The organism is Microbacterium sp. Bi121 (genome assembly GCF_918698005.1).
Taxonomy (GTDB): domain Bacteria; phylum Actinomycetota; class Actinomycetes; order Actinomycetales; family Microbacteriaceae; genus Microbacterium.
The window spans coordinates 138,169-157,971 of record NZ_CAKKLJ010000002.1; the positions used below are offsets into that span (position 1 = coordinate 138,169).

Sequence of the window (19,803 nt, forward strand, 5' to 3'; positions counted from 1 at the left end):
CTCAGGTTATCGGCGGAGTGCCTTGACCACCAGCGCGGTGCGGAGCGCGGCATCCGCTGCCTCGGCGCCCTTGTCCTCCTTCGACCCCTCGAGGCCGGCGCGATCCAGACCCTGCTGCTCGTCGTCGATCGTGAGCACACCGAAGCCGACCGGCTTGCCGGCGTCGAGAGCCACGCGTGTGAGGCCGTCGGTCGTCGCGGCCGACACGTACTCGAAGTGCGGGGTGCCACCGCGGATGATGACGCCGAGCGCCACGACAGCGTCCGCGCCGCCGGCGAACGCCGCTTGTGAGGCCACCGCGAGCTCGAACGATCCAGGGACGCGAACGATCTCGTAGGACGCTCCGGATGCCGTGAGCACGCGCTCAGCGCCGGCGATCATCCCGTTCGTGATGACCTCGTGCCAGGTGCCGGCGATGACGACGACGCGGAGGCCGGTGCCGTCGATCTTCTCGGTGGGGGAAGGGGCTCCTGCGCCGCTCATGCGTTGTCCTTTCCGTGCGCGAGGGCCTCGGCGAGCTCTGCTTCGCCGATGATGTGACCCATGCGATCGCGCTTGGTCTCGAGGTACTGGTGATTGTTCGGTCCGACGCCGACGATGAGCGGCACCTGTTCGATGACGTCCAGGCCGAGCTCCCGCAGCTGCTTGACCTTGTCGGTGTTGTTCGTGAGCAGGCGCACCTTCGAGATCCCGAGGTCGCTGAGGATGCCGGCCGCGGCGGCGTACTCGCGGGCATCGGCCGGAAGGCCGAGAGCGAGGTTGGCGTCGACGGTGTCGAGCCCCTCCTCCTGCAGGCTGTACGCACGCAGCTTGTTGATGAGGCCGATCCCGCGCCCCTCGTGGCCGCGCATGTAGATGACGACGCCGCCGTCCTGCTCGATCGCATCCAGCGCCGCGTCCAGCTGCGGTCCGCACTCGCATTTCAGCGAGCCGAACGCCTCACCCGTCAGGCACTCGGAATGCACGCGCACCAGCGCTGTCTCGGCGGGCTCGCCGGAGACGACCGCGATGTGGTCGGTGCCGGTGACACGGTCCTTGTACGCGAGGAATCGGAACACACCGTGGTCGGTGGGCACCGTGGCGTCCGCACGCAGGCTTACGCGGCGTCGGCCGGCGCGGGACGATGTGACAGGGCCGTCCAACGGGTCGATCTCGTTGAGGTGGGCGATGAGCTGCTCGATCGTGATGACCGGAACGCCATCGCGCTTGCCGAGCTCCTTGAGACCGGGCAGGCGCATCATGCTGCCGTCCTCCGCGACGACCTCGGCGATCGCACCGACCGGCTGGAGACCAGCGAGCTTCATGAGGTCGACCGCGGCCTCGGTGTGGCCGCCGCGCTCGCGCACGCCGCCGTCGACCGCGCGAAGCGGGAGCACATGCCCTGGGCGGATGACGCTCGTGGACGTCGAGGCCGGATCCGCGAGCACGTTGAGGGTGCGTGCGCGGTCGGACGCGCTGATGCCCGTCGTGACTCCCTCTGCAGCATCCACGCTCACCGTGTACGCGGTCGAACGCGCATCCTCGTTGGCCTCGACCATCGGGGGGAGGTTCAACGCATCGGCGAGGTCAGCGGGCATGGGAGCGCAGATGAATCCGGACGACCAGCGCACGGTCCACGCGACCCACTCCGGTGTGGCGAGCTCGGCCGACAGGATGACGTCGCCCTCGTTCTCGCGGTTCTCGTCGTCGGCGACGATGACAGGGCGACCTGCACGCAGCGACTCGAGAGCTTCTTCGATGGTGGCAAGGCTCATCGCGAGCCTCCTTCCGAGACAGCCCGGAACGCCAGGAGGCGTTCGACATGACGGGCGAGGATGTCGGTTTCCAGATTGACGCGGTCGCCGACGGTGCGGCTTCCCAGGGTGGTGGCGGCGAGGGTCTCGGGGATCAGCGAGACCTCGAGCCAGTGCTCTGCGTCGCCGGCGGCGCTCACGCCGCTCACGGTGAGGGACGTGCCGTCGATCGAGATCGACCCCTTGTCGACGACGAGCGGTGCGAGGTCGGCGGGGATCGCGACGCGGAGCACGCTCCACTGATCACCGGGGCGGACCTCGACGATCTCACCGGTGCCGTCGACATGTCCCTGGACGATGTGACCGCCCAGACGCGCGCCGACCGGCATCGCCTTCTCGATGTTGACGGGGGTGCCGACGGATGCCGCCGCCAGCGCCGACACGTCGAGCGTCTGCTTCATGACGTCGGCGTCGAAGGTGCCGGAGGTCGACCCGACAACGGTGAGGCACACACCCGACACTGCGATGGACTCGCCGTGCACGGCATCCTGCGCGGCCTTCGGCGCACGGACGGTGAGACGCCAGCCGTCGCCGGACGGTGCGATGGCGGTGATCTCGCCGATCTCCTCGATGATTCCGGTGAACATCAGCGGACTCCTTCTTGTGTTTCGAATCGCGCGATCGCGAGCATGTCGGCGCCGAGCGGAACCCATTCGTCGATCGTCAGTCGGCGGGCGGCGCCGATCGTGGGAACGCCGATGTCGGTGAGGGCCAGGCGCTCGCCGCCCAGCAGCACCGGCGCCACATAGGCGAGGATCCGGTCCGCGAGGCCGGCGGCGATGAACGCGCTGGCCAGTGTCGGCCCGCCCTCGATGAAGACGCTCTGGATGCCGCGGGCATGAAGATCTCGCGTGACGGCGTGCAGGTCGCCCGTGCCGTAGAACAGCGGCTCGTGCGGGTGCCTGCGGACCGCGGCATCCGCCGGTGTCTCACGCGTTCCGATCACGACCGGGATCGGCTGGTGCGCGTGCAGGACGTCCCCGTCGCGGGCGGTGAGCGAGGGGTCGTCAGCGAGCACGGTGCCGGTGCCGACCACGATCGCGTCGGCCGCTGCGCGGCGACGGTGCACGTCGGCGCGGGCCTCGGGGCCGGTGATCCACTGGCTCGTCCCGTCGCCTGCGGCGGCGCGGCCGTCCAGGCTCTGCGCCCATTTGACGGTGATGTGCGGGCGGCCCAGCCGCTTCGCGGTCAGCCAGTCAGCGATGAGGGCGTGCGCGGAGCCGGCCTGTTCGCCCGACTCGACCTCGACGCCCGCGGCGCGCAGGCGCTCTGCCCCGCCGCCGGAGACGGCGCCTGGGTCGTCCAGTGAGTAGATGACGCGGGAGACCCCGGCTTCGATGAGTGCGAGGGCGCACGGGCCGGTGCGGCCGGTGTGGTTGCACGGTTCGAGAGTGACGACTGCGGTCGCGCCGCGCGCGGCGCCGTCCGCGAGCTTCGAGAGCGCGTCGACTTCGGCGTGCGGGGTTCCTGCGCCGCGGTGCCAGCCCTCGGCGATGACGTCGCCGGCTGGGGAGAGGAGGACGGCCCCGACCTGCGGGTTGATGCCGCGGGGGCCGTTGGCTGCGAGTTCGAGCGCACGCGTCATCGCGCGGCGCTCCGCCTCGGTCACTGCCATCCGTCGTCCTTCGTCCAGGCTCCGGGGATGACAGAATGCGCGTCGCCGCGCATCGTGCTGCCTCCCATCCGGACTAGTGAGATCTCTCTCACATCACCGTCGGTACCGGAATTCCACCGGATCGGCACTTCGGAGATCCGAAGCGCTCGCGGACTGTCACCGCCGGTTCGGATTCACACCGACCCCGGAGCACGTTGATGCTCAGTGTACTCAACGCATGCACGCGCATTTCATTCCGGTGACGCACTCCGTCATTTCAGGAGGCGCGACAGCCGCCGATCGGCGAGGATCTTGCCGCCGGTCTGGCACGTCGGGCAGTACTCGAGCGAGCGGTCGGCGAAGAACACGCTGCGGACGGTGTCGCCGCAGACGGGGCACGCCTCGCCTCGGCGCGCATGCACCTGGAAGCCGGCGCGTTTGGTGTCCTTGAGGTCGGCAGGCGGCTTGCCGGATGCGGCGGTCACGGCATCCTTCAACGTCGTCTGCATCGCCTCGTACAGGCCGTCGATCTCGTCGGCGTCGAGCTTTCCGCTGATCGCATAGGGAGACATCTTCGCGGTGTGCAGGATCTCATCGCTGTATGCGTTGCCGATCCCCGCGATGACGGACTGATCGCGCAGCAGGCCCTTGATCTGCATCCGCCTGCCCTCCAGGAGACCCGCGAAGGCGTCGCGGGTGAACGCATCGCTGAGCGGCTCCGGACCGAGGCGCGCGATGCCGGGCACGTCCTGCGGATCGCGCACGACGTACACCGCGAGGGACTTCTTCGTGCCGGCCTCCGTGAGGTCGAATCCTCCGTCGTCGTCGAGTGCGACGCGGAGTGCGATCGGCGACTTGCCCGGCTTGATCAGCGTCGTCGGCAGCAGCTCGTACCAGCGCAGCCAACCGGCCTTCGCCAGATGGAAGGCGAGGTGCAGCTCGGCGCCGCACGAGAGCACCACGAACTTGCCGTGCCTGCTTGCGGCCGTGATCGTCGCACCGTGCAGGGCGGTGTTCGGTGGATCGTAGGTCTTCAGCGCTGCGATCTCGCCGACGCTCGTGCGCGTGATCGCGTGCCCGACCGTGCGCTCGCCGAGGAAGTCGACGAGGCCCTGGACCTCAGGCATCTCCGGCATGCGCCCATCCTGCCATCCGGGTGGGACGTTCGGGAGGGTATGTGCGTCAGGCGAGCGCGACCGGCCAGGCGACCGGCATCCGGTCGTCGGATGCCAGGAGGCCGGCCACCCACCCGTCGTCGCGGTGCGCACCGTGCATGAACGCCTGGCGCATGGTGCCCTCGTAGCGGAAGCCCAGGCTTCGCGCGAGCCGGGCGGACGGGACATTGCCGGCGACGGCGCGCCAGCTCAGCCGCACGAGGCCCAGTGCGCCGAACCCCCACTCGGTGACGGCGAGTGCCGCTTCTCCGAGGAGGCCGCGGCCACGGTGCTCCGCCACACCCCAGTAACCGATCTCCGCCGCACCCTGATCGATGTGATGGAGACCGACGGCGCCGACCAGCACATCCTGCTCGTAGATCGTCCAGACCGTCTGCGACGCATCCTCCCACCACTCGGCGACGAGCCGAACGAAGTCCTCGGCGTCCGTGCGTGCGTAAGGGCTCGGCACGGACGTGAAGCGCTGGATGGCCGGATCCTGGCAGGCGGCGGTGATCGCATCGATGTCGTCAGCGGTCGGTGCGCGGAGGACGAGGCGTTCGGTGCGCAGCGTGACGGGTTCCATCCGGACAGGCTAGTGGCTGTTCGCGATACCGATGCGATGCGCTGAGCCTGCCGAGCCTGCCGCAATGTCCGATGCCGCGTCTAAGCTTGCCTGGTGACTGTTCCGGGGATTCTGCGCGCCTTGGAAGAGGCGAACCTGTACCACGACGCCCTCGCCTGGGCGCAGACCGATGCCGACCTCGGGCTCGTCGACGGGCTCGACGCCCCGACGATCGCAGGGCTGCTCGAGAAGCGTGCGAGCTCGGGGCATCCGGCATCCCTCCTCGTCATCGCGCCGACCGGGCGTCGCGCCGAGTCGCTCGCCGCAGCGCTGGGCTCGTTCGTCCCGGATGCCGAGATCCTCAGCTTCCCGGCCTGGGAGACGCTGCCGCATGAGCGTCTGAGCCCCAGCGCTGACACGGTCGGACGGCGCCTGGACACCCTGCGCCGCATCACGACCTGGGCGGGCGATCACCCGCTCATCGTCGTCGCCTCCGTGCGCGCGGCTCTGCAGCCCATCGCGTCCAACCTCGGTGACACCGCACCGCTTTCGCTCGCGCTCGGCGCCCGCGGTCTCGATCTCGACGACACGATCGAGCAGCTGGTCGAACGGGCGTACACCCGAGTCGACATGGTGTCCCGTCGCGGCGAGTTCGCGGTCCGCGGCGGAATCCTCGACGTCTTTCCGCCGACGAGCGAGCACCCGTATCGCGTCGAGTTCTTCGGCGACGAGATCGACCAGATCCGCGCGTTCTCGGTCGCCGATCAGCGCTCGCTCCCCGGTGACGTCGACCTGGTCGAGCTCCCTGCGACCCGCGAGCTGCTGCTGACCGCGGACGTGCGCGACAAGGCCCGCTCGCTCGTCGCCGGGTTCCCCGCCATCGCAGGGATGCTGGAGAAGATGGCCGAAGGCATCCCCGTCGAGGGCATGGAGTCCCTGCTGCCCGCCGTCGCCGGCCCCCTGAAGTCGCTCGCCGAGTACTTCGCCCCTGGTACCGCCGTCGCGCTCGTCGACCCGGAGCGCGCGAGCACCCGTGCGCAGAGCCTCGGCGAGACGAACCGCGAGTTCCTGGATGCCGCGTGGAGCGCTGCGACGTCCGGAGCATCCGCCCCGATCGACTTGGGCGCGGGCGACTTCCTCAGCGTCGCGCGGTTGCGCGAGATCGTCCGTGCGCGCGACGGCGTGTGGTGGCGGTTCAGCCCGTTCGCCACCGACGACGCGGATGCCGCGAACATCGATGCCTCGATCATCCCGTCCTTCCACGGCAACGTCGACGGTGCGATCGAGTTCGTAGCCGCTCGCCTGGCCGATGGCTGGCGCGTCGTGGTCGTGGCATCCGGCGCAGGCCTCGTCGACCGCGCGCGCGACGTGCTCTCCGACCGCGGGCTCGCCGCGCGTCCCGTCGAGACGCTGACCGATGCTCCGGATGCCGGTGTCGCGACTCTCGTGCTCGGATCCCTGGAATCCGGGTTCCAGGTGCCGGAGGCGAAACTCGCCGTCCTCACCGACAACGAGTTCTACGGCCGCACGATCGGCGGCGACCAGCGCGTCGTCAAGAAGCTCGCCTCCAGACGGCGCAATGTCGTCGACCCGCTGCAGCTGAAGAACGGCGACCACGTCGTGCACGCGACGCACGGCATCGCGAAGTTCGTCGAGATGACGCAGCGCGAGGTCTCGACGGGTGGTCGCAACGCCACCAAGACCACCCGCGACTACCTCGTGCTCGAGTACGCACCGTCCAAGCGCGGCTACCCCGGGGACAAGCTGTACGTGCCGACCGACCAGCTCGACCTGCTCTCGAAGTACGTCGGCGGCGAGGCTCCGACCCTGTCGAAGATGGGCGGCAGCGACTGGTCAGCAGCCAAAGGCAAGGCCCGCAAGGCCGTCCGCGACATCGCCGTCGAGCTCGTCAAGCTGTACTCGGCGCGCATGGCGGCCAAGGGGTACGCCTTCGCCCCGGACACGCCCTGGCAGCGGGAGCTCGAAGAGGCCTTCCCCTTCGCCGAGACACTCGACCAGCTGCAGACGATCGATGAGATCAAGGCCGACATGGAGCGGGACATCCCGATGGACCGCTTGCTCTCGGGCGATGTCGGCTTCGGCAAGACCGAGGTCGCCGTGCGCGCTGCATTCAAGGCGATCCAGGACGGCAAGCAGGTCGCGATGCTCGTCCCGACCACACTGCTGGTCAAGCAGCACCTCGAGACGTTCACCGAGCGGTTCGCCGGGTTCCCCGTCAAGGTCAGGCCGCTCTCACGGTTCCAGACCGACAAAGAGGCGCGCCTCGCACTCGAGGGACTGCTCGACGGCTCGGTCGACATGGTCATCGGCACCCACCGCATCCTCACCGATCAGGTGATGTTCAAGGACCTCGGGCTGCTGATCATCGACGAGGAGCAACGGTTCGGCGTCGAGCACAAGGACCGACTGAAGAAGCTCAAGACCAACGTGGACATCCTCGCCATGAGTGCGACGCCGATTCCGAGGACGCTCGAGATGGCGGTCACCGGCATCCGCGAGATGTCGACGCTTGCGACGCCACCGGAGGACCGGCACCCGATCCTCACGTTCGTCGGGCCGCGGAGCGACAAGCAGATCGCGGCCGCGATCAGGCGCGAGATCCTGCGCGAGGGTCAGGTGTTCTTCGTGCACAACCGGGTGCAGTCGATCCAGCGCGTCGCATCCGAGCTCGCTGAGCTCGTCCCGGAGGCGCGGATCGCCGTTGCGCACGGCCGGATGGGCGAGCACCAGCTCGAGCAGGTCGTCGACGACTTCTGGGAGCGCAAGTACGACGTGCTCGTGTCGACGACCATCATCGAGACCGGTCTCGACATCTCGAACGCGAACACGATCATCATCGACAAGGCCGACAAGTACGGTCTGTCGCAGCTGCACCAGCTTCGAGGGCGCGTCGGACGAGGACGCGAGCGCGCCTACGCGTACTTCCTCTACGACGACTCCAAGCCGCTGTCCGAGACGGCTGCGGATCGTCTGCAGACGATCGCGATCAACAACGACCTGGGCTCCGGCATGCAGGTCGCGCTGAAGGACCTCGAGCTGCGCGGCGCTGGCAACATGCTCGGCGGGGAGCAGGCCGGCCACATCGCCGGTGTCGGCTTCGACCTGTACCTGCGCATGATCGGCGAGGCCGTGGCGAACTTCCGCGGCGAGGACACGTCGAGTGACGTCGAGCTCCGGATGGAGATTCCGGTGGATGCTCGCATCCCCGAGACGTACATCGACAGCGAGCGGCTGCGGCTCGAGGCCTACCAGAAGCTGTCGGCCGCTGCCGTGCCGAGTGCGAAGGGCGATGCGATCGACCTCGTGGTCGAAGAGCTCACCGACCGGTACGGCACTCCTCCGGAAGAGGTCGAGGGACTCGTTTCCGTCGCGCGGCTGCGTCGTCGTGCCGCAGCCTCCGGCCTCACGGATGTCGTGGTCATGGGCTCGAACCTGCGGGTGGCGCCCGCTCGCCTCGAGGACTCGATGAAGGTCCGCCTGCAGCGGCTCTACCCGAAGTCGAAGCTCGTCGCCGGGGGAGAGGCGCTGCTCGTTCCGGTCCCAGCGGACGTCGAGATCCTCGAGTGGGTTTCGCAGCTCATCGCCGCGATGTTCCCCGAGCCGGTCAAGACCGCGAACTGATCAGCGGCCGGATCAGGCACCCAGATACAGCAGCGTGCCGTCCGGGTCTCGCACCTGCGCGACGCGTTCGCCCCAGGGCATGTCCTCGGGGTCCGCGACTGACGTCGCCCCGGCATCCACTGCCCGGGCGTGCGCGCTGTCGACGTCGTCGACGTACAGCCAGATCGCGACCGGATCGCCGGGGGAGACGCCTGGCTCGAGCCCGATTCCGATGCTCCCGCCCCCGACGGCGAGAGCGACGTACACGTCTGTTCCGTCCTGCTCGTAGTGGTAGTCGATGGATGCCGAGAACGCAGCCTCGTAGAACGCCACCAGTCGCGGCAAGTCGGTCGTGCGCAGGATCGGGAACAGCCGTGTCACCGTCATGTCGTGACGGTACGCCGCGGCGCGCGCCACGGCAATACTGTCACGCCTCGTGCCGGCATCCCGTGCACCGCTTCGGATCCGGCGCGCGGCGCGCCGGCACCGTGCCGGATGCCGCGGCGTGTCGCCGGTGTCGCCCGAAGTTGTGCACCGCAGTGAACTCGTCGGGCTAGTCTGGCGGCATGTTGTACGAGCACCTCGGGGCTCGGCCCCGCATCGATGACACCGCCGTCGTCGCGCCGACCGCTGTGATCTCCGGCGACGTCGAGATCGGCGCCAACTGCCAGGTGCTGCACGGTGCCGTGATCACCGCCGAGGGCGGACCGATCACGCTCGGCGAGCACGTGATCGTGATGGAGAACGCACTCATCAGGGCCACGGCTGCCAACGCGGTGCACATCGGCGATCACACGCTCGTCGGCACGCTCGCGAGCGTCGCCGGAGCGACCGTCGGCGAGGAGGTGTTCTTCGCCTCAGGCGCCCGGATCTTCAACGGCGCGATCGTCGGGTCGCGCTGCGAGATCAGGGTCAACGCGATCGTGACCCGTCGTGCCGTGCTGCCCGAGGGCACCGTCGTCCCGATCGGATGGGTGGCCGCCGGCGACCCGGTGCAGCTGTTCTCACCCGACCGCGCCGACGATATCGCCGCAGCTCAGCCCGACCTGGACTTTCCAGGGCACGTGTTCGGAGTCGACCGCGACACCCCTGATCTCATGGTGCAGCTCACAGAGCGCTACGGCTCGTCCCTCGCGCGGCACGCCGACGACCACGCGGTGTAGCGGCTTCGACTCGCCATCGGCTCGCTCAGCCAGTTCCGTCTTCGGAGCTGCGCGCCTTCGCTCAACGACCCGCAACTGTTCTGCGCGGGTCGTTGAGCGAGCGAAGCGAGACGAAACGCCGAACCGACTCAGATGACGCCCTGCGCGAGCATCGCGGCCGCGACGCGCTGGAACGCGGCGATGTTCGCCCCTGCGACGTAGTCGCCGCCAACGCCGTACTTCTCCGCCGCGTCGAACGCCGCCTGGTGGATGTCGCGCATGATCTCGCGCAGCTTGTTCTCGCTGTCCTCGAACGTCCAGCGCTGACGCGCCGCGTTCTGGCTCATCTCGAGCGCTGAGGTCGCCACACCGCCGGCGTTGGCGGCCTTGCCGGGGGCGAACAGAACCCCTGCGCGCTGGAAGGCTGCGACGGCATCCGGGACGCAGGGCATGTTCGCGCCCTCGGAGACGGCCCGAACGCCGTTCGCGATCAGGGCTTCGGCGTCTTCGAGGCTGAGCTCGTTCTGCGTGGCCGAGGGGACGGCGATGTCGACCGGAACGTCCCAGACGCTGCCGTCCTGGACGAAGCGGGCGCTTGCGCGTCGAGCCGCGTACTCGCTGATGCGGCCGCGTTCGACCTCCTTGATCTGACGGAGCAGATCCAGGTCGATTCCGGCGTCGTCGACGACGTAGCCGGAGGAGTCGGATGCCGTCACCGCGGTCGCACCGAGCTGGGTGGCCTTCTGGATGGCGTAGATGGCGACGTTTCCGGAACCGGAGATGCCGACGCGCTTGCCCTCGAACGACTCGTTGTGGACGGCGAGCATCTCCTGCGCGAAGAAGACCGCGCCGTAGCCGGTGGCCTCCGTGCGCACCTCGGCGCCGCCCCATCCGGTGCCCTTGCCCGTGAACATGCCCGACTCGTGACGGTTGGTGATCTTGCGGTACGTGCCGAACAGATAGCCGATCTCGCGGCCGCCGACGCCGATGTCGCCGGCGGGGACGTCGGTGTGCTCGCCGAGGTGGCGGTACAGCTCGCTCATGAACGACTGGCAGAAGCGCATGATCTCGGCGTCGGTCTTGCCGTGCGGGTCGAAGTCCGACCCGCCCTTGGCGCCGCCGATGCCCTGACCGGTGAGCGCGTTCTTGAAGATCTGCTCGAAGCCGAGGAACTTGATGATCGACAGGTTCACCGAGGGGTGGAACCGCAGTCCGCCCTTGTACGGCCCGAGAACCGAGGAGAACTGGATGCGGTAACCACGGTTGACCTGCATCTTGCCGGCGTCATCGATCCACGGCACGCGGAACATGATCTGCCGCTCCGGCTCGACGACCCGGTCGAGGATCCCGGCCTCGACGTACTCCGGATGCTGCTCAAGCACCGGCGAGATCGTTCCGAGAACCTCGTGCACGGCCTGCTGGAACTCGGGTTCGTGCGGGCTGCGGGCCAGCACCGTGTCGAACACGGGCTGGACGGACTCGGTGAGCGGGTGGAATTCAGTGAGAGTTGCGGTCACGCGGGGACGGCTTTCTGAGTTGAACGGCTGAGGGGCGATCGTGTCGCGTGAGAAGTGCGCCGGATCGGGCGCGAGATCTCACTTTACCCCGGGGTTTTCCGTGTGAGGAACGGGCGGGATCACCCGGTGTTCTGCAGGCCGGCGGCGACGCCGCTGACCGACAGCAGGAGGAGACGGCGCTGTTCGTCGTCGGCTCCCGACCCCTCGGGGGCGGATGCCGCAGACCGCAGCTCGCGCAGAGCGCGCAGCTGCAGCAGGGACAGGGCGTCGACGTACGGGCTGCGCAGGGCCACCGCTCGCTGCAGGATCGGCTTGTTCTCGAGCAGGCCGGAGCCTCCGGTGAGGCGGATGACCCACTCCCTGGTGAGGGCCAGTTCGTCGAGCACCAGCTGGGCGAGATCATCGCGGTCGCCGAGGGCGAGGTAGCGGCGAGCGATGCGCTCGTCGGTCTTCGCCAGGCTCATGGCGACGTTGTCGACCATGGTGCGCAGCAGCGGCCACTCGCGGTAGGCCTCCGCGAGGCGCGCCTCGTCGCCGACTGCTTCGAGCGCAGTGCCGAGTCCGAACCAGCCGGCCAGGTTGATGCGAGCCTGCGTCCACGCGAACACCCACGGGATCGCCCGCAGGTCCTCGAGGGACTCGACGGAGAGACCGCGGCGAGCAGGGCGGGAGCCCAGCGCGAGCAGCCCGATCTCCTCCATGGGGGTGACCGTGGCGAACCACGGAGCGAAGCCGTCCGCCTTGACCAGCGAGAAGAAGCGCTCGCGGGAGGCGGCATCCATCTTCTGCGCGATGTCCGCGTAGCGGGCGGCAGCGCCGCTGGTGCGCTGCTCGACGCTCGGCGACGATGCGAGCAGGGTGGCGGCGGCGACCTGGTCGATGTGCCGCATGGCGATCGCGGGCTCGCCGTAGCGGGCGAAGATCACCTCGCCCTGCTCGGTGAGCTTGAAGCGTCCGTCGACGGAGTGCGGAGGCTGCGCGAGGATCGCCGAGTTGGCGGGGCCGCCGCCGCGTCCGAGTGCTCCGCCGCGACCGTGGAACAGGGTCAATGCGATGCCGGCATCCTGCGCCCACAGCGCGATCTTCTCCTGCGCCTCGTAGAGCGCGAGGTTCGCCGCGACGGGTCCGACATCCTTCGACGAGTCGGAGTAGCCGAGCATGACCTCGAGCCGGTTCTCGGTCTCGGACATGCGAGCGCGGAACTCGGGGAACTCGACGACCTCAGCGAGGATCGCGGGCGCCGCCTGCAGGTCGGCGAAGGTCTCGAACAGCGGAACGACGTCCAATACCGGCACATCGTCGCCCAGGGCGTGCCTGGCGAGGCGATGCACGTTCGCGAGGTCCTCGGCGGACTGCGTGAACGAGACGACGTAGCGTCCAGCGGCGCGCAGACCGTAGCGGCGCTGGATCTCGGCGATCGCTCGGAACACCTCGAGAACCTCGAGCGTCTGCTCGCTGAGCTGCTGGTCGTCGCCGGCTTCGAGCTCGGCAAGGGCCTGGCGGTGCACCTGCGAATGCTGGCGCACCTCGAGCTCGGTGAGGTGGAACCCGTAGGTCTCGACCTGCCAGATCAGATGCTGGATGCCGCCGAACGCGTGCCGCTTCGCGCCGGATGCCGCGAGGGACTCCTGCACGGCGCGGAGATCTGCGAGAAGCTGCTCCGGCGCGGTGTACGCGCCGTCGCCGCCCAGGCGGGTCGCGGCGACGCGGCGGGCGAGCGAGAGCATCACGCGGCGGTGCGGCTCCTCCGGAGAGCGTGCGGCGATCTCGTCGGCCACGTCCTGCTGCGACGCCGAGAACGCGTCCCACATCGCGGCGACCTCGTCGCTTGGCGGCGTGCTGTCGGCGTCGAGGGTGAGTCCGCGGCCGATCCGGTCGATGGCGCGCTCGAGCCCGCGGAGGACGTGGTCGGCGGCGATCTGGGCCGCTTCGCGGGTGACGGATGCCGTGACGAACGGGTTGCCGTCGCGGTCGCCGCCCACCCACGACCCGACTCGCACGAAGGCGGGTACGACAGGGGTGCTGGCGCCGGAGTCCTCTCCCCGCAGCGCGTCGTCGATCCGGCGGTAGACGTGCGGGACCGTCGTGAAGAGCGTCTCGTCGAACACCGACATGACGGTACGGACCTCGTCGGTCGGCGAGGGCTTCTGTGCCCGCAGGGGCGCGGTGCGCCACAGCGTGTCGACCTCTTCCAGCATCCGGCGGCGTGCACGGTGCTCCTCCGACCCGCCGTCGCTCGCGCCATCGTGATCGGTGAGCAGCTCCGACAGGCGGCGGATGCTGGTGGAGACGGCACGACGCCGCGCCTCGGTGGGATGAGCGGTGAACACCGGGTGGAAGCGGAGCCCTGCCAGGCGCCGCCGCGCCTCGTCGTCGCCGACCTCGCGGCGCAGCTGCTCGTACGCGGCCGCCACCGTGTCCGTGGCATCCTCGCGCCCAGGCTGACCGGCGCGCTCGCGGAGGATGCGCACCCGCTGGTGCTCCTCGGCGAGGTTCACGAGGTGGAAGTAACAGGTGAAGGCCCGGGCGACCTCATCGGCCCGCTCGATCGTGAACGACTCGGCGATCTCGGTCGCGCGCTCGAACGCCTCGGTTCCTTCCGCGAGGGCGGTCTCCGCCTCATACGCCTGGATCGTCGCCAGACGCAGACGCTCGACGTCCTCGAACAGTCCCGGGCTGCCGCACTCGCGCAGCACCTGACCGAGGAGGGCACCGAGCATGCGCACGTCCGCACGCATCTCGTCGGGAATCCCGCGTCCGGCTTCGAACCGGCCGATGACGCGGATGGCCTCTGTGTTGGTGGGCTCGGGGGTCATTCTTTCGAGGTTAGCGGCGTCCTGGCGGCAGTCCCGACCACGTGACGAGGCGTGACGACCGGGGCATAGCATGGAGCGGATGTCTGATACCCGAAACTTTCTGCGCTCGCAGCAGTTCCCTGCCGTGCTGCTCCTTGTCGCCGCCGCGTTGGGCATTCTCCTCGCGAATCTCCCGAGCTTCGGCCCGATCGATGCGGTGCTGGGCTTCCACATCGCGATTCCGGGGACCGGCATCGACCTGTCGGTCGCGCACTGGATCTCGGACGGCCTGCTGGCGATCTTCTTCTTCGTCGTGGCGATGGAGCTCCAGTACGAACTCACCCGAGGCGAGTTGAACTCCTTCGGCAAGGCGCTGCAGCCGGCCATCGCCGCAGCGGGTGGCGTCCTCGTGCCGATCATCATCTACCTCGTCATCGCAGGTCGAGATGCGACTGCATCCGGTTGGCCGATCCCCACCGCCACCGACATCGCTTTCGCCCTGGGCGTCCTCGCCGTATTCGGCAAGGGACTGCCCGCAGCCGTGCGCGTCTTCCTGCTCGCGCTCGCGATCCTCGACGACATCATCGGCATCGTCTTCATCGCCGTGCTGTTCGCGCACGATCTGAACTGGCTGTACCTCGTCCTCGCGATCGTCGGCGTCGTCGCGTTCGGCTTCCTGTCCCGGATGCTGCCGGACAAGCGCTCCTGGATCATCATCACGGCCATGATCATCATCGGTGTGGTGGTCTGGGCGCTGGTGCTGCTGTCCGGCATCCACGCCACGATCGCCGGCGTCATGCTCGGACTCGCGATCGCGCAGTCGCCGTCGATGAGAGCCCGTCACGTGCTGGAACCGTGGGTGAACGGTGCGATCCTGCCGATCTTCGCGTTCGCGGCAGCGTTCGTGGTGATCCCCGCAGTGTCTCCGTCCGAGCTCTCGCCGGCGTTCTTCGGCATCGCCGTCGCTCTTCCGCTCGGCAAGATCATCGGCATCACCGCGTTCGGCTGGATCGCGATTCGGATCGGCTCCCGTGGCCGGCCCCCCGCTCTGACGGTCACCGATCTGCTCGCCGCCGGGACGCTCGGCGGCATCGGGTTCACCGTGTCGCTGCTGCTGGCCAACCTGGCGTTCGCGAGCGACCCCGCAACCCGCGACCAGGCGATCCTCGGTGTGCTCGTCGGATCGCTGATCTCCGTGGTGCTCGCCGGGTTCGTCGTCTCCGCCAGGGCGGCGTGGCACCGCAAGGTGACGGCTGCGAGTTCCTGACGATCTGGAGGATGCGATGACCGACATCGACGCGCTGCGCGGCGCCGCCGACACCATGAAGGCCGTGCGCGAGCGCTGCGTGTGGTCGCAGCAGATCACGCATCGCGACCTCGTGCCGTACCTGATCGAGGAGTCGCACGAGGTCATCGACGCCGTCGAGGGCGGTACGCGCGCGGATCTGCGGGAGGAGCTCGGCGACCTGCTGTGGCAGGTGCTGTTCCATGCCGCTATCGCAGCGCAGGATCCGGATGACCCGTTCGACATCGACGACGTGGCCCAGACTCTGACCGAGAAGATGGTGCGACGGCATCCGCACGTGTTCGGCGATGCCGTCGCGACCACTCCGGATGAGGTGCTCGTGCACTGGAACGCCGCGAAGGCGGCCGAGAAGCGCGAGCGCCGCAGCGTGCTCGATGGTGTGCCATCGGCGATGCCGTCGCTGGCGCGTGCGCAGAAGGTGCTGGGTCGCGCGGCTTCGGTGGGAGCGGGGGAAGAGGTCGCGCTCGCCGCACACGACGCGGCCGAGATCGGCGCAGCGCCGGAGACGGAGGAGGAGCTCGGCGACCTGCTGCTGACGCTCACCGCCACGGCCCGCGCGAACGGCTGGGACGCCGAGCGCGCCCTGCGCGAGCGCCTGCGGCTGCTCGAGGACGAGGTCCGCGACGCCGAAGCCTGACGCCGCCGGGTTCCCCGTGCACAACTTCGGACTCGGCGCCCGACACTCCGCTGTGTGCCGCTGATTCGCGGCGTGTCGCCCGCGGCATCCGAAGTTGTGCCGGCGTGCGAGCCGCCGACGACACCTGGAAAGATAGAGGCGTGGCTACTGTGAACCCGCCGCGCGGCATGCGCGACATCCTCCCCGCCGACAAGGCCCGTCGTGAGCGCCTGCTCTCCGTCATCCGCGAACGCTACCTGGCGCATGGATTCGACGAGATCGAGACGCCCGTCGTCGAGGAGTACGACCGCCTGCACGCCGGCATCGGCGGCGACAACGAGAAGCTGTCGTACAACATCCTGCGCCGCGGTCTGGATGCCGACGCGATCCGCGAAGCAGCCGACGATCCCGCCGCGCTCAGCGACCTCGGGCTCCGCTACGACCTGACCGTCCCCCTGGCCCGCTTCTACGCCAGTAACCGCGGCCAGCTGCCCACGGTCTTCCGTGCGATCCAGATCGGCGCGGTCTGGCGCGCCGAGCGCCCGCAGAAGGGCCGTTATCGCCAGTTCGTGCAGTGCGACATCGACATCATCGGGGACGACTCGGCGCGCGCCGAGGCCGAGCTGATTGTGGCATCCCTCGACGCGCTCGGCGCGCTGGGACTGGACGGCGCGACGGTCCGCGTCAACGATCGCCGCGTGCTCGATTGGATGCTGGATGCCTTCGGCTTCTCCGCCGACGAGCGTCCCGGAGTGCTGATCACGATCGACAAGCTCGACAAGATCGGCCCTGATGGCATCGTCTCCGAGCTGCGCGAGCGCGGGGCGACTGCATCCGCCGTCGACGCGTTCGAGGTGTATCTCCGCCGCCCGCAGACCATGGAGTACAACCCGTACGGCGAGCGGCAGATCCGCAAGGCTCTGCCGGAGAACGCGCCGGACGAGATCGTCGCGCACCTGGTCGGCATCGGCGAGGCCGTCGCCGTCGGTACCGGCGCTGCCGACATCCCCCTCATCTTCGATCCCTTCCTCGTGCGAGGCATGGGCTATTACACCGGCACGATCTTCGAGCTCGCGCACCCCTCGGTGTCGTACTCGCTCGGCGGCGGCGGACGCTATGACGGCATGATCGGCCGATTCCTCGGCCAGCAGGTCCCAGCCGTCGGGTTCTCGCTCGGATTCGAACGCCTCGCCGATCTGCTCGAACCCGAGGCGGATGCCGGAACCAGGGCCATCGTGCTCGTCCACGACGCCGACGTGCCGCTGGCCGAGCTCATCGCCCACAAGGCCGCGCTCATGGCGCAGGGTCGGGTGCGGCTGGAGCGCCGCGTGAAGAACTTCAAGGCGCTGCTCGATCGCTCGGCCGCCGATGGCTACACCGCGTTCGCAACAGTGTCGGCCGGCACCGATCCCGGATCGCTGGAGATCAAGCCGCTCAACTGACCCTCGCCGCCGTCCGGTCTCGGGAACACCTGCACGACCCGGGAACACTTGCACGACGCATCCGCGGTTTCAGTCGTACATCCGTACCCGCGTCGTGCAGGTGTACCGGGGCTGCCGGGCCACCGGCTCCCGCCCGCTCCGACCTTGTCTCGCGACCCCGGGCGTTCATGCCGCGTTCACGCGGTTCCTGTCGAATGGGCGCATGATCAGGGCGCGCATCCTGGCAGCTGCGGCAGCGCTTGGCCTCGTCGCGCTCGGCATCCGGACTCTGCTGACCCGTCAGGCCGCGATCGCGCGGCGTCGAATCGGCAAGCCGCTGGGTGAGGAGTCGATCGACGCCGATCGCGTGTGGAAGAAGTCCCTCGACGGCACGCCGATCGAACTGCTGCTGCTCGGCGACTCGCTCGCCGCCGGTCTCGGTGCTGAGCGGCGCAAGGAGACGTTGGGCGGGCGGATCGCCAAGGCCGTAGCCAAACGGATGCTGCGCCCCGTGCGGCTGCGAACGGCAGCCGTCGTGGGATCGGAGTCCACGGCGCTCGCCGGGCAGCTCGACGCGCTGCCGGAGGACTACCGTGCCGACGTCGCCGTGATCGTGATCGGCGGCAACGACGTCACGCATCTCGTGCCGCCGTGGTCGGCGGCGGCCGAGCTCGAAAGGGCCATCACCCGCCTCCAGGAGCGCGGCACTCCGGTGGTCGTCGGCACCTGCCCAGACCTCGGCACCCTGCAGCCGGTGCCGCAGCCGCTGCGCTCTTTGCTCTCGCGGATGTCGCACCGGCTCGCGCTCGAGCAGACCAAGGTCGCCTGGCGTACAGGGGCCGTTCCCGTCGACCTGCGCCAGGCGGTGGGTCCGACGTTCCGCGAGCAGCCGGATGAGATGTTCGGTCTCGACCGATTCCACCCGAGCGCCGCCGGCTACCGCCGTACGGCAGAGGCCCTGTTGCCCGCCGTGGAGATGGCGCTCGCCGCGCCCGCTGTCAGGGCGACGGCGTCGATGCCCGCGTGAGGCGCAGTCGCAGCATCCGGTAGGCCACGCCGATGAGCAGGACACCCGTGCCGATCAGCGATGCGAGTACCGGCAGGGTGTTCACGAGAACGAGGCAGCCCAGCACGCCGAGCACCTGCAGCGCGCGCGGATAGCGGCGCGCGGCGCCCGCCTGCCGGAACGCCGCGGCATTCGCGATCAGGTAGTACAGCAGCACGCCGAACGACGAGAATCCGATCGCGCCACGCAGGTCGGCGACGAGCACGATCACGATCACGATGATCGCGACAGCGATTTCGGCACGATAGGGCACCCGCCAGCGCGGATGCACCGCGCTGAGGAACCGTGGCAGATCGGACTCCCGTGCCATCGCGAGCGTGGTGCGTCCGATGCCGGTCAGGAGGGCGAGCAGAGCGCCGAGCGATGCCGCGGCTGCGGCGATGCGGACGACGGGTTCCAGCCCCGTCAGCCCTGCGGCATCGACGACGGCTGCCAGAGGAGCGGTATGGGCCGAGACATCCGCACCCAGCGTCAGCAGGACGACGACGGCGACGAGCACGTAGACGACCAGGGCTCCGGTCAGCGCCAGGACGATCGCGCGCGGGATGCTGCGCGCTGGGTCGACGACCTCCTCACCCATCGTGGCGATGCGCGCGTACCCCGCGAACGCGAAGAACAGCAGCCCGGCGCCCTGCAGCACGCCGTACGCGGTGAGATCGGACAGGGGAGCGGGTCCCGAGGACGGCACCGACGCGAACCCGACCGCGACGACGACGGCGAGTCCGAGCAGGGAGACGGCGACGAGGATGCGGGTCAGCAGTGCCGTGCGCGTCACGCCGAAGCAGTTCACGGTCGCGAGAGCGGCGACGGCGACGGCGGCGACGAGCGGTTCCCACCCGGCGGGGGCCGCGTACGCCGCGAAGGTCATCGCCATCGCCGCGCAGCTGGCGAGCTTGCCGATCACGAAGCACCATCCGGCGATGAAGCCCCACCACGGGCCGATCTCCGCACGCGCATACGCGTACGTGCCACCGGCGACCGGGTGCACGGCAGCGAGCTGGGCCGACGAGGTGGCGTTGCAGAAGGCTACGACCGCGGCGATCGCGAGGGCGATGAGCAGTCCAGACCCTGCGGCCTCGAGCGCCGGGCCCCAGACGGCGAATACTCCTGCGCCGATCATCGAGCCGAGTCCGACGGCCACCGCGTCGGTGAGGGTCAGGCGTCGGGCGAGCTGCACCCGTTCATCGTGGCACGCGCAGGTGAACGATCGGGA

16 protein-coding genes and 1 riboswitch are annotated in these 19,803 nt (G+C 69.2%); of the genes, 6 read left to right on the forward strand and 10 right to left on the reverse strand.

The window, feature by feature from the left end:
- Nucleotides 1–6: 6 nt before the first annotated feature.
- The 6 genes from ribH to LQZ87_RS03345 form a co-directional block, all read right to left on the reverse strand.
- Entirely contained in the window at nt 7–483 is a 477-nt protein-coding gene (ribH, locus tag LQZ87_RS03320) for a 6,7-dimethyl-8-ribityllumazine synthase (protein WP_230102041.1), read from the reverse strand.
- Complete coding sequence (gene ribA / locus LQZ87_RS03325; RefSeq protein WP_230102042.1) at nt 480–1,754, reverse strand: GTP cyclohydrolase II; 1,275 nt, start codon at nt 1,752–1,754, stop codon at nt 480–482. Before ribA ends, ribH begins: the two co-directional genes overlap by 4 nt.
- Nucleotides 1,751–2,380, reverse strand: coding sequence for a riboflavin synthase (locus LQZ87_RS03330; RefSeq protein ID WP_230102043.1), 630 nt, complete (start codon nt 2,378–2,380; stop codon nt 1,751–1,753). Before LQZ87_RS03330 ends, ribA begins: the two co-directional genes overlap by 4 nt.
- Nucleotides 2,380–3,408, reverse strand: a complete 1,029-nt coding sequence (gene ribD, locus LQZ87_RS03335; protein ID WP_230102044.1) for a bifunctional diaminohydroxyphosphoribosylaminopyrimidine deaminase/5-amino-6-(5-phosphoribosylamino)uracil reductase RibD — start codon at nt 3,406–3,408, stop codon at nt 2,380–2,382. Before ribD ends, LQZ87_RS03330 begins: the two co-directional genes overlap by 1 nt.
- 50 nt (nt 3,409–3,458) lie before the next feature.
- A riboswitch (FMN riboswitch) is annotated at nt 3,459–3,605 on the reverse strand.
- 54 nt (nt 3,606–3,659) lie between these two features.
- Nucleotides 3,660–4,523, reverse strand: coding sequence for a DNA-formamidopyrimidine glycosylase family protein (locus tag LQZ87_RS03340; protein ID WP_230102045.1), 864 nt, complete (start codon nt 4,521–4,523; stop codon nt 3,660–3,662).
- A 46-nt stretch (nt 4,524–4,569) separates the two neighbouring features.
- On the reverse strand, nt 4,570–5,127 hold the full coding sequence (locus LQZ87_RS03345) for a GNAT family protein (protein ID WP_230102046.1): 558 nt from the start codon (nt 5,125–5,127) through the stop codon (nt 4,570–4,572).
- 93 nt (nt 5,128–5,220) lie between these two features.
- Between LQZ87_RS03345 and mfd the strand changes: the two genes are divergently transcribed.
- Nucleotides 5,221–8,748, forward strand: coding sequence for a transcription-repair coupling factor (mfd, locus tag LQZ87_RS03350; protein WP_230102047.1), 3,528 nt, complete (start codon nt 5,221–5,223; stop codon nt 8,746–8,748).
- A 12-nt stretch (nt 8,749–8,760) separates the two neighbouring features.
- Here the strand turns inward: mfd and LQZ87_RS03355 are convergent, their stop codons facing one another.
- Nucleotides 8,761–9,114 (reverse strand): VOC family protein, encoded by a 354-nt coding sequence (locus LQZ87_RS03355; RefSeq protein WP_230102048.1) that lies wholly within the window; start codon nt 9,112–9,114, stop codon nt 8,761–8,763.
- A gap of 179 nt (nt 9,115–9,293) precedes the next feature.
- On the opposite strand from LQZ87_RS03355, the gene LQZ87_RS03360 reads away from it, so the two are divergent.
- Nucleotides 9,294–9,890, forward strand: a complete 597-nt coding sequence (locus LQZ87_RS03360) for a gamma carbonic anhydrase family protein (RefSeq protein WP_230102049.1) — start codon at nt 9,294–9,296, stop codon at nt 9,888–9,890.
- Nucleotides 9,891–10,018: 128 nt separating this feature from the next.
- Here LQZ87_RS03360 and gdhA read toward each other — a convergent pair whose 3' ends face one another.
- The gene (gdhA, locus tag LQZ87_RS03365) at nt 10,019–11,386 is read right to left on the reverse strand and encodes an NADP-specific glutamate dehydrogenase (protein WP_230102050.1); all 1,368 of its coding nucleotides are present in this window, start codon (nt 11,384–11,386) and stop codon (nt 10,019–10,021) included.
- 119 nt (nt 11,387–11,505) lie between these two features.
- Nucleotides 11,506–14,202 (reverse strand): phosphoenolpyruvate carboxylase, encoded by a 2,697-nt coding sequence (locus LQZ87_RS03370; RefSeq protein ID WP_230102051.1) that lies wholly within the window; start codon nt 14,200–14,202, stop codon nt 11,506–11,508.
- A gap of 79 nt (nt 14,203–14,281) precedes the next feature.
- On the opposite strand from LQZ87_RS03370, the gene nhaA reads away from it, so the two are divergent.
- The 4 genes from nhaA (at nt 14,282) to LQZ87_RS03390 (ending at nt 18,551) form a co-directional block, all read left to right on the forward strand.
- A complete protein-coding gene (gene nhaA, locus LQZ87_RS03375) occupies nt 14,282–15,448 on the forward strand; it encodes a Na+/H+ antiporter NhaA (protein ID WP_230102052.1) in 1,167 nt (388 codons plus the stop codon).
- Nucleotides 15,449–15,464: 16 nt separating this feature from the next.
- Nucleotides 15,465–16,124, forward strand: a complete 660-nt coding sequence (locus LQZ87_RS03380) for a MazG family protein (RefSeq protein WP_230102053.1) — start codon at nt 15,465–15,467, stop codon at nt 16,122–16,124.
- A gap of 167 nt (nt 16,125–16,291) precedes the next feature.
- Nucleotides 16,292–17,545 (forward strand): ATP phosphoribosyltransferase regulatory subunit, encoded by a 1,254-nt coding sequence (locus LQZ87_RS03385; protein ID WP_230102329.1) that lies wholly within the window; start codon nt 16,292–16,294, stop codon nt 17,543–17,545.
- A 202-nt stretch (nt 17,546–17,747) separates the two neighbouring features.
- Nucleotides 17,748–18,551, forward strand: coding sequence for an SGNH/GDSL hydrolase family protein (locus LQZ87_RS03390; RefSeq protein WP_230102054.1), 804 nt, complete (start codon nt 17,748–17,750; stop codon nt 18,549–18,551).
- Here LQZ87_RS03390 and LQZ87_RS03395 read toward each other — a convergent pair.
- Complete coding sequence (locus LQZ87_RS03395) at nt 18,523–19,767, reverse strand: APC family permease (RefSeq protein WP_290368238.1); 1,245 nt, start codon at nt 19,765–19,767, stop codon at nt 18,523–18,525. The genes LQZ87_RS03390 and LQZ87_RS03395 overlap by 29 nt on opposite strands.
- Nucleotides 19,768–19,803: the final 36 nt, after the last annotated feature.